Source organism: Gordonia effusa NBRC 100432 (genome assembly GCF_000241305.1).
GTDB lineage: Bacteria > Actinomycetota > Actinomycetes > Mycobacteriales > Mycobacteriaceae > Gordonia > Gordonia effusa.
On record NZ_BAEH01000007.1, the window covers coordinates 1 to 9,467 of the forward strand.

General features: G+C 62.6%; 8 protein-coding genes. 7 read left to right on the top strand and 1 reads right to left on the bottom strand.

Features of this window, described 5'->3' with window-relative positions; all coding sequences use genetic code 11:
* From GOEFS_RS00635 to GOEFS_RS00665, 7 genes are all read left to right on the top strand, one after another.
* Positions 1-822: UDP-N-acetylglucosamine 1-carboxyvinyltransferase (locus GOEFS_RS00635; RefSeq protein WP_040524170.1), on the top strand; the 822-nt coding region annotated here is incomplete at its 5' end.
* Between the two features lie 177 nt (positions 823-999).
* Positions 1,000-2,271, top strand: coding sequence for an NDMA-dependent methanol dehydrogenase (gene mdo, locus GOEFS_RS00640; protein WP_007315923.1), 1,272 nt, complete (start codon positions 1,000-1,002; stop codon positions 2,269-2,271).
* Between the two features lie 288 nt (positions 2,272-2,559).
* On the top strand, positions 2,560-3,579 hold the full coding sequence (locus GOEFS_RS00645; protein ID WP_007315924.1) for a MadB family AAA-type ATPase: 1,020 nt from the start codon (positions 2,560-2,562) through the stop codon (positions 3,577-3,579).
* Positions 3,576-5,129 (top strand): MadC family VWA domain-containing protein, encoded by a 1,554-nt coding sequence (madC, locus tag GOEFS_RS00650; protein ID WP_083837194.1) that lies wholly within the window; start codon positions 3,576-3,578, stop codon positions 5,127-5,129. Before GOEFS_RS00645 ends, madC begins: the two co-directional genes overlap by 4 nt.
* Positions 5,104-6,285 carry an iron-containing alcohol dehydrogenase gene (locus tag GOEFS_RS00655; protein WP_007315926.1) on the top strand — a complete coding sequence of 394 codons (1,182 nt, stop codon included), beginning with the start codon at positions 5,104-5,106 and terminating at the stop codon, positions 6,283-6,285. The genes madC and GOEFS_RS00655 overlap by 26 nt, the downstream gene beginning before the upstream one ends.
* A gap of 86 nt (positions 6,286-6,371) precedes the next feature.
* Positions 6,372-7,709 (top strand): MadS family sensor histidine kinase, encoded by a 1,338-nt coding sequence (locus GOEFS_RS00660; RefSeq protein WP_007315927.1) that lies wholly within the window; start codon positions 6,372-6,374, stop codon positions 7,707-7,709.
* A gap of 11 nt (positions 7,710-7,720) precedes the next feature.
* Positions 7,721-8,365, top strand: coding sequence for a MadR family response regulator transcription factor (locus tag GOEFS_RS00665; protein ID WP_007315928.1), 645 nt, complete (start codon positions 7,721-7,723; stop codon positions 8,363-8,365).
* Here GOEFS_RS00665 and mftM read toward each other — a convergent pair.
* A complete protein-coding gene (gene mftM, locus GOEFS_RS00670) occupies positions 8,335-9,174 on the bottom strand; it encodes a mycofactocin oligosaccharide methyltransferase MftM (protein WP_138917826.1) in 840 nt (279 codons plus the stop codon). The two genes, GOEFS_RS00665 and mftM, sit on opposite strands and share 31 nt — an antisense overlap.
* Between the last annotated feature and the right edge of the window lie 293 nt (positions 9,175-9,467).

Consider the following 9,467-nt stretch of genomic DNA (forward strand, 5'->3'; position numbering starts at 1 on the left):
GTGGCACAGGCCGATTCGCTCATCGGGGCGCCGGTTGCGTTGGAATTCCCGTCCGTCGGCGCCACCGAGAACATCTTGATGGCCGCGGTACTCGCCGAAGGTGTCACCACCATCGACAACGCCGCTCGCGAGCCGGAGATCGTCGATCTATGCGAGATGCTGCAGCAGATGGGCGCGATCATCGACGGCGCGGGTACATCGACGCTGACCATCACCGGCGTGAATCGACTGTCGCCAACCACCCACCGCGTGGTCGGCGATCGTATCGTCGGCGCGACCTGGGGGATCGCGGCTGCGATGACGTGCGGTGATGTCACCGTCCGCGGGGTCAATCCCAAGCACCTGTCGCTCGTACTTAACAAGCTGGTCGATGCCGGAGCGCAGGTCGACCGGTTTGATGACGGTTTCCGGGTCCGTCAGGCGCAACGGCCGGTTGCGGTGAATGTCTCGACGCTGCCGTTTCCCGGTTTCCCGACAGACTTGCAGCCGATGGCCATCGGGTTGGCGGCGATTTCCGAAGGCATGTCGGTGGTCACCGAGAATGTTTTCGAGGCTCGCTTCCGGTTCGTCGAAGAGATGGTTCGCCTGGGGGCCGATGCCCGCACCGACGGCCACCACGCGGTTATCCGCGGCATAGAGCAACTATCGAGTGCGCCCGTCTGGTCATCCGATATTCGAGCGGGCGCGGGCCTGGTCTTGGCCGGACTGGTCGCCGATGGCGTTACCGAGGTGCACGACGTCGAACATATCGACCGCGGCTATCCGAATTTCGTGGAGAATCTGCGTTCGCTCGGCGGGACCATCGAGCGAGTTGTCGACTGATTCGCCTCGAATGACCACCCGACGGCCGGGACACCGACACTGATCGAAGGGATAGGTACCCGGCTAACCCGTCGGCTGTATCTTCGCGACGCCGGGCTGGGGACTCTTGTACCGGCGTCACCTCAGCAAACACTCTGGAATGTGACCGAAACAACACGGCACGAGGAGTGACCCCCAATGGCAATTGAGCTGAATCAGATCTGGGATTTCCCAATCAAAGAATTCCACCCCTTCCCGAAGGCGAAGCTGGGTGTCGGCGCCCACGACATGCTCGGTGTCGAAGCCAAAGACCTCGGTATGACCCGTGCCCTGCTGATGACGACCGGCCTACGCGGCTCGGGAATCATCGAAGAACTTATCGGCAAAATTGAATACCAGGGTGTCGATGTTGTGCTCTTCGATCAAGTGGAGTCCAACCCCAAGGACTACAACTGTATGGACGCCGCGGCGCTCTATCAGTCGGAGAAATGTGACGGCATCATCTCGGTCGGCGGCGGATCGAGTCATGACGCGGCCAAGGGCGCACGGATGGTCATTGCCCACGACGGGCGCAATATCAACGAGTTCGAAGGCTTCTCCAAAGCCACCAACAAGGAGAACCCCAAGCACATCGCGGTATCCACGACGGCGGGCACGGGATCAGAAACATCGTGGGCCTATGTCATCACCGACACTTCCGATATGAATAACCCGCACAAGTGGGTGGCCTTCGACGACACCTGCCTGGTCGACCTCGCGATGGACGACCCACTGTTGTACTACACGTGCCCCGAGCACTTCACCGCATTCTGCGGATTCGACGTCCTCGCGCATGCGAGTGAACCGTATGTCTCGCGATTGGATTTCGCGCCTTCATTGGGCAATGCGAAGTACTCGATCGAGCTGATCCGTGATCACTTGCGCACTGCCGTATACGATCCGAAGAATCTTGAAGCTCGCTCGGGAATGATGCACGCGCAATATATTGCGGCACAAGCGTTTAACTCGGGCGGACTTGGCCTAGTACACTCGCTGTCTCATGCGGTCAGCGCGTTTTACGACAGCCACCACGGCCTGAACAACGCGATCGCATTGCCTCGTGTGTGGGAATACAACCTGCCGTCGCGATTCGAGCGGTACGCCGACATCGCGGCTCTACTCGGAGTCGACACCTCGAAGATGACGAAGGTGCAAGCCGCCGACGCCGCCGTCGAAGAGGCGATCCGATTGTCGAAGGATCTGGGGATACCCGACAACTTCGGTCAGCTGAGTGTGAACAGCTACGAGAAGAATCGGATGAACACCGGTAAGTACGAGGGTCGCGGCGACAAGATGGACACGTCGGACAAGCAGATTCAGGCGATCGCGGAACACATGATGGACGACTGGTGCACGCCGGGCAATCCGCGTGAGTCGACGGTCGAGTCGTTGATTCCGATGGTGACCCACGCATTCACCGGAAGCTATTAGGTCGGTCGTTCCGCAGGCCGGGCGCCTCGCTGGTCGAGTGCCCGGCCTGGCGTTGGCGAGCGCCTCCCGTTGGTCGAGTGCCCGGCGAGGCGCCGGCGAACGCTTACCGCTGGTCGAGTGCCCGGCCAGAGCCGGCGAGCGCCTCCCGCTGGTCGAGTGCCCGGCCTGGCGCCGGCGAGCGCCTCCCGCTGGTCGAGTGCCCGGCGAGGCGCTAGCCGAGTCGGGTGTATCGAGACCTCGCAACCCAACTCCGTTCTCTACCAACTATTCTCGTCAGGAGCTCATCCGATGACCCGTACCACCTTCGATGCCGTCGATGATGTGTCCAAGGCCTTGTCGGCACAGGGATATTTGATCGACGACGACCTCGCCGTTGTGGTTCATCTCGCGACTCTCCTTGACCGGCCGCTGCTACTCGAGGGGCCGGCGGGCGTCGGGAAGACCGAATTAGCCAAGGCCCTTGCCGCCGCATCGGGCCGCGACCTCATTCGTCTGCAATGTTACGAGGGATTGGACGAATCGCGAGCCCTCTACGAGTGGGACTATGCGCGCCAGCTCTTGCACGTACAGATGTTGCGCGACCGTATCAGCAGCGAATTGGCCACGCATGCAACGCTTTCCGAGGCATCTGTGGCGCTAGCCCGGACTCAAGTCGGTGTGTATTCCGAAGACTTCCTGGTTCCGCGTCCTCTCCTGTCGGCAATTATGTCCCCGACTCCGACGCTGCTTCTCGTCGACGAAATCGATCGAACCGACGAGGCGATGGAAGCGGTGATGCTGGAAGTTCTCGCCGAGCGGCAGGTGACGATTCCCGAACGGGGTACCTTCACGGCTCGATCATCTCCGTGGGTTATCTTGACCTCCAACGACACTCGTGAATTATCGCCCGCGCTGAAGCGTCGTTGCCTGCACTTCCAGGTCGCGTATCCGTCGCCGGAACGTGAACGCAAAATCGTCGCGGTGCGTGCCCCCGACGTCGAGGAGTCCGTCATCGCCGACGTTGTCGCGCTGGCCGGACGCTTGCGTGATCTCCCGTTGCGTAAATCGCCGTCGATAGCGGAAGTGATCGATGCTGCGCGGGCCGCGTCTCATCTGCGGGCCGCTGGATCGACGGACGGACTCGACAGCGCGTTGTTGAGTCTCATGATCAAATTCGGCTCCGACCACGACATCGCGGAGCGCGCGATGGCCGCCTCGGACAATCTCGCTGACGAGTCGATCGGCGTCGATGGCAGCACCCCCGCTGGATCGGTGACAGCGCGTGCTTTCGGAGCCGGACGTGCGCGCAGCGCTCGCGCACTGAAATGAGTGTGTCGCCAGGAGCCGCGCGAGCGAGCACGACCGTGTTGGCTCACGACCGACCTGGTATTATCGACCTCTTCGCGGTGCATTTCGGTCAAGTCCTGCGGACGTTCGGGGTTCGAGTCTCGCCGGCGGAGGTAATCGAGATCCGTCGCGTGATGGCGATTATCGGAGGTCGCGACATCGATTCGCTACGGTCCGGGTTGCGAGCGGTCTCGGTGAAGTACACGCACGAATCCGACGGCTTCGACCAGGCCTTCGACATCTACTTTCTGCACGCCTACTCAGCCGACGATGAGGACAAGCCCCGCCCCCGGGGTGTAGCAGCCGCGCTACCTGACGACCTCGAGTGGAATGACGACTTCGAAGGTGCGGCACGAATGATCGGTGCCGACGAACATACCGACGAGATCGGTGACCTGATGGCCGACGATCCGGATGCGCGCGAGCGACACGGCGAAAGCGCGCATCGCGAGGAGAACGACTTCAGTGTCTCGGCTGGGGTGGAGAAGCTTGACGTTGATCAGGATTCCGAGGCCGTCTCCGGCGGTGTCACATACACGGTTGATGTCGACGAAGCAGACTCGGCGAGTGTGGGTGAGATAGTCGGCGCGGCGACTCGCGTCCAGGGGGCGAAGCTCGGATTATCCGATGCCGCAACGATTCTCGCCGCGCTTAACCGCTACGACGCGCGGACCGCATACGGCACCGACGGTGCCGACGATCTCGATGACGTGCGACGTGCCGACCTGGAACGTGCACTCGGAGCGTTCGTCGATGCTCTGGCCGCGCGACTGGATGCCGCGGGTGTCACGGCTACCAGCGATGATGCATCGTCCGATGTCAGTACCGATCAGGCGGACATCGACCGAGCCTGCCACCGGTTGGTGCAGCGAATGCGTGGTGCGCCGCGCCGAGTGGTGCGCAGAGCTGATCGCGGTCTGCTCGATATCCGGGCCACGATGCGTTCGTCGGTGTCGACCGATGGTGTGCCGGTTCGGTTGTGGCGCAGGCGAGAACATCCGGGGCCGGTGCGACTGCTGGTGGTGGTCGATGTCTCGCTGTCGGTGCGTCCGGTGACGGGGTTCATCCTGCGACTCGCGCAGACTCTGCATCGTTTCGGCAGTCGGTGCGAGGTCGTCGCGTTTGTGGATCGGCCGGTACGAGTGACCGCTGCGCTCCGGTCCGCGACCGCGGACACCGCCTTGGCAGCGGTCCTTTCGGCCGATGGCCTCGATCTCTCCGCGACCAGCGACTACGGCCAGATGTGGGCCGGTGTGCTCGGCGACTTCGGCGATCTGATCACTCAGCGCACGTCGATCCTCGTGGTGGGCGACGCGCGCAGCAATGCCTTCGACCCGCGCATTGACCTCTTTTCGCAAATGTGCGGCCGAGCTCATCGGGTGGCTTGGGTGACGCCGGAACCCTCGCGCTATTGGACTCAGCGAGGGTGCGCGCTCGGCGCGTATGCGCAGACGTGCGCGGGAGTGATTAGCGCACGTGATGGCGCGGAGTTGGCAGTCCGCGCCGATGAGTTGGGGAACGCGTTACGGTGAGGATGTGACGAGCTCCATCGCCAAGTTTCACACCCCCGAGATCATCGTGGGTCGTGGAGCGCTGGCCGAGGTTCCGCGCACCGCGGCCGCATTGGGAATGCGGCGGCTGATGATCGTGTCCGACCGGACGATCGAACAAACGCCGTGGTACGACGAACTGGTCGATCAACTCACTCGGGCTGGGCTGCAAGCTGTTTCCTATCTTGACGTGTCGCCCAACCCTCGCGCACAGGAGATCTCGGCCGCTCACGAGCGCTATCACGATGGCGGATGCGACGGGATCGCGGCGCTGGGTGGCGGATCGGTGATCGATGCCGCCAAAGGCGTTGCCATCGTCGCGGCGAACGGCGGACATATTCTGCAGTACGAGGGCATCGATCGTGCGGTGAGTCCACTGCCGCCATTGGTCGCGGCGCCGACGACGGCCGGCAGCGGCGCGGATGTCTCACAGTTCTGCATCGTGTCCGACGTGAAGCGGCGCACCAAAGTCACGATTATCGGGCGCAGCCTCGTGCCCGACGTGTCAGTGATCGATCCGCGAGTGCTTGCGACGGTAACACCGCAGGTGACGGCGCAGTGCGGAATGGATGTGATCACTCATTGCATCGAGGCATACGCCTCGGTCGCACACAACAGACTGACCGATAGTCATGCACTGCAATCGATTTCGACGGTATGGTCCGCGTTGGAGCGTCTCGTGGACGATCCTTCGAATGTCACGGCCGGCGATGACATGGCCTTCGCCTCGATGGAGGCCGGTATGGCATTCACCAACGCGATTCTGGGTGCGGCACACGCGATGAGCCATCCGGTCGGGGGGCTGTGCGACGCCCCGCATGGCGCGATCAACGCGGTCGTGCTGCCACATGTGATCCGGTTCAATGCCGAGACCGACGCCGATCCGTATCTGGATCTTGCTGCGGCGATAGGGATTTCGCCTGCGTCGACGGGTCGGGGAACAGCTGACCTGCTCGCCGCGGAGGTCGCGGCGATGGCGCGACGGGTAAATTTGCCGGACTCGTTGGTCTCGCTCGGAGTTCGGCTCGACGATGTCGAACTGTTGGCCCGCCACGCGCTCGCCGACGCCTGCATGACTACCAATCCACGTCAACCGACCCTGGTGCAGGTGGAGAATCTGTACCGCGCCGCGCTATGACTCGGCGCGCCCGTAGAGGCCGGATCGAAGGGGACCAGCGCAGCGAAGCCGGTCCGGGGCCGGTTGCAGATCGGGCGGGGGACGCCATGCTGGATTCGTTGGTCGGTCTGCACTCGGTGAAGGGATCGCACTACGCGCAATACCGCGGCGTTGAGCGTCGGCTCGGCCGCGTGATCGGCGCGATGGACCGGATCTCGCGGGCGTTGGTACAGACCGCGGAGGGGCCGGAAACCCTTGTCGTTTCAGTGGTTCGGGCCGTGCAGGAGCATCTCGACGCTGAATGGGTGGTCTTCGCGCTTGGTGATGGCGAACTTGGCCGCACCGGACCACGTCACCTGATGCTGACCGGCGACGGCACCGTCCACGCGTTCGAGGGCGTTGAGATCGCGAGTCCACCGCGAGATGTGCCCGATGAGGTGCTCAACCGACTCAACGACATCTTGCGCAATCAGATGCACGAGCCGGGTAAGCCGCTGGTATCCGAACACCATCTACACGTTCCAGTCCAACTGGATGAACGGGTGGTCGGCGGCCTGGCCGCCTGGACCCCGGCAGACAAGATCGTTGACTCAGCCGATCTGGTGGTGTTACGGATCCTGGCGCGGCAGGCCGCTGTAGCCCTCCTCAATGCCGCGTTGCTCGAAGAGAGTCGACATCAGGTGGCCCGCGCGGAAGCCGCGTACGAGCAGGTGACGGAACAGGCCGCCGATCTCGTTGCCCGCAACCGCGAACTGGAGTTGACTCAGCGGCAATTGTCCGCGGCCATGCGCCAGCGCGTCGTCTCCGAGGAACGTGAACGGATCGCTCGCGAACTACACGATTCGGTTACCCAATCGGTCCTGTCGGCCGGCATGCAGATCGAGGTGGTGCGCGGTGACTATCCCGACGCGGATTCGCAAGCCGCACAACGACTTCGGTTAGCAGGCACGCTGACCAAGGATGCCGTCGAGCAGTTGCGGTCGGTGATCTACGCGCTCAACCAGGCGCCCGCGGCCAGTGATACCGGGTTGGGTGAGGTGCTTGACGGGCTCTGTTCGATGCATATGCCCGCCGACCTGCGAACCGATGTTCGGGTCGTCGGACGCGTGCGGGATGTTCCCGATGCGGTGCAACACTCGATTCTGCGGATCGCGGGGGAGGCGTTGTTCAACACTGCCGTACACGCCGGGGCAGGAACCGCGCGTGTCGTACTGACCTACGGTGAGAACGACATCGCGCTCGCCGTCGATGATGATGGCGACGGCGATCCGGCACATTTGCGTCGGGTCATGCGAGCGGCATCGTGTGGTGATCTCGCGGGGCGACATCGCGGCCTGGCCAATATCGAATCCCGCGTCAACGAGCACGCCGGCACCTTCCGCATCCGCCGCTCTCGGCTTGGCGGCATCCGGATCGCCGTCGACATTCCGACATCGCAGATCTGAAGGGCGCCAAGATGATACAACCGCCGGTCCGCACCATGCTCGTCGATGATCACGCGATTTTGCGACAGGGCTTGCGTTCGCTGCTGGAACGCGACGGCGCGATCGAAGTAGTTGGTGAGGCTGATTCGCTTGCCACCGCGTACCGAGAGGTTCAACGGACGGCGCCGGACGTCGTGGTGGTGGACCTCAAGCTTGCGGTTGGCACCGAATACGAAGGTTTGACGCTGATATCAGAGTTAACGCGTCGATGGCCGGCGGTGTCCTCGCTGGTGTTGACCACCTTTCTCGATGACGACTTGGTAGTTCGCGCGGTCAAGGCGGGTGCTCGCGGGTATGTCGTAAAAGATGTCGATACCACCGAACTGGTCCGTGCCATCGAGACCGTGTCGAGGGGTGGCAGTGCCTTCGATCCGCGAAGCACGTCGGTTGTCCTTCGTGCGGTATCGGGGGAAGCGCCGACACCGCAGAGTCTCACCGACCGCGAGCGGCAAGTGATTCGACTCCTTGCGGAGGGATTCTCCAACAAGAGGATTGGGCAGACCCTATTCATCTCGGAGTCGACCGTGAAGTTCCACATCCGCAACATCATTCGCAAGCTCGGAGTGTCCAAGCGGACTGACGCCGTCTACACGGCGAGCAAGCGCGGACTGATCTGACGGAAGCTCGCGCCGGTGGACAGCGGAGTGAGAATCAGCCAGCCGCCGTGGTTGACATCGATGCGTGCGCCAGCATGAGTTACCGAACTGGCCCAGTTCAGAAGGTCAGTTTCGCCGAGTGAATGCAGGTGTCCGAAATGGGGGCTCGGCTCAGCTTCGAAGGGAACCGCCACCACTACCCGATGTCGTGCGACGCGTAACGCTTCGGTGAGGGCACTGATGATGCCGGCGTCGTCGAGGTGTTCGAGCAGATGAATGAGGGTGATGGTGTCGACGGCGTCGTCGGCGAAAGGAAGGGCGCGCGCGTCGCCGACCCTGGCGCGCACCGAAATACCCAGCGCGCGTGACGCCGCTGACAGCATCGACACCGCGCCAGGTGAAAGGTCGCACGCGGTCACGTCGAGACCGTCGCGTGCACACCCCAGTGCGAAGAAGCCGAAGCAGGAGCCGACTTCCAGAACGCTGTCTCCGACGATCTCGGCCCGCGCGCGCCGATGGACGGGAGCGAAGGGCGACGTCTGATCCGCCAGTTCGTCCAGAGTATTGCGATAGAAACAGCCCCACGGGTCGTCATGCGGAATCGATTCCACGATGGCGACAGCTGCGGCCTCGAATTCACGCTGACCGACCAGCACGCCGTCGTCGATGAGAGTAAGGAGACCGGCGATCATGGACGCATCGCTGATTGCCGTGACATCGAGGTCGTGCGTGATCACCAGTTCGCCGGAGGCTCGGCGCCATTGAAACACCCCACGCGATGGGACGGATGTTGTCCGACACTGGGCGCTGATCTGCGAGTATCTGGCCATATAGTGACGCTATGAGGCAAGCGCCGATGAACGGAACTGCCCAACCGGCCGTACTTACTGTCCTAAAGGATGGGTAGCCGGAGATGTCTGTAACGCGACTATTGGGGCTGATCTGCGCAAACCGGTACGAACGTGCCGAAGTGTAACGCAGGTCATAAATGCCATCGAAGTCATTTGGGCGGTCCCGCACGCTTTACGATCTGACCGATAGGGCGCTGAAATGGGGTTTTCTGTCGGTTTACGGCCGGCGCCACTGGATTTGACCTTGGCGCAATCGTTGCGTAACTTATTGC

Coding starts and splice junctions, on each gene's coding strand:
- mdo (WP_007315923.1), top strand. CDS start 1,000: ATGGCAATTGAGCTGAATCAGATCTGGGATTTCCCAATCAAAGAATTC.
- GOEFS_RS00645 (WP_007315924.1), top strand. CDS start 2,560: ATGACCCGTACCACCTTCGATGCCGTCGATGATGTGTCCAAGGCCTTG.
- madC (WP_083837194.1), top strand. CDS start 3,576: ATGAGTGTGTCGCCAGGAGCCGCGCGAGCGAGCACGACCGTGTTGGCT.
- GOEFS_RS00655 (WP_007315926.1), top strand. CDS start 5,104: ATGAGTTGGGGAACGCGTTACGGTGAGGATGTGACGAGCTCCATCGCC.
- GOEFS_RS00660 (WP_007315927.1), top strand. CDS start 6,372: ATGCTGGATTCGTTGGTCGGTCTGCACTCGGTGAAGGGATCGCACTAC.
- GOEFS_RS00665 (WP_007315928.1), top strand. CDS start 7,721: ATGATACAACCGCCGGTCCGCACCATGCTCGTCGATGATCACGCGATT.
- mftM (WP_138917826.1), bottom strand. CDS start 9,174: ATGGCCAGATACTCGCAGATCAGCGCCCAGTGTCGGACAACATCCGTC.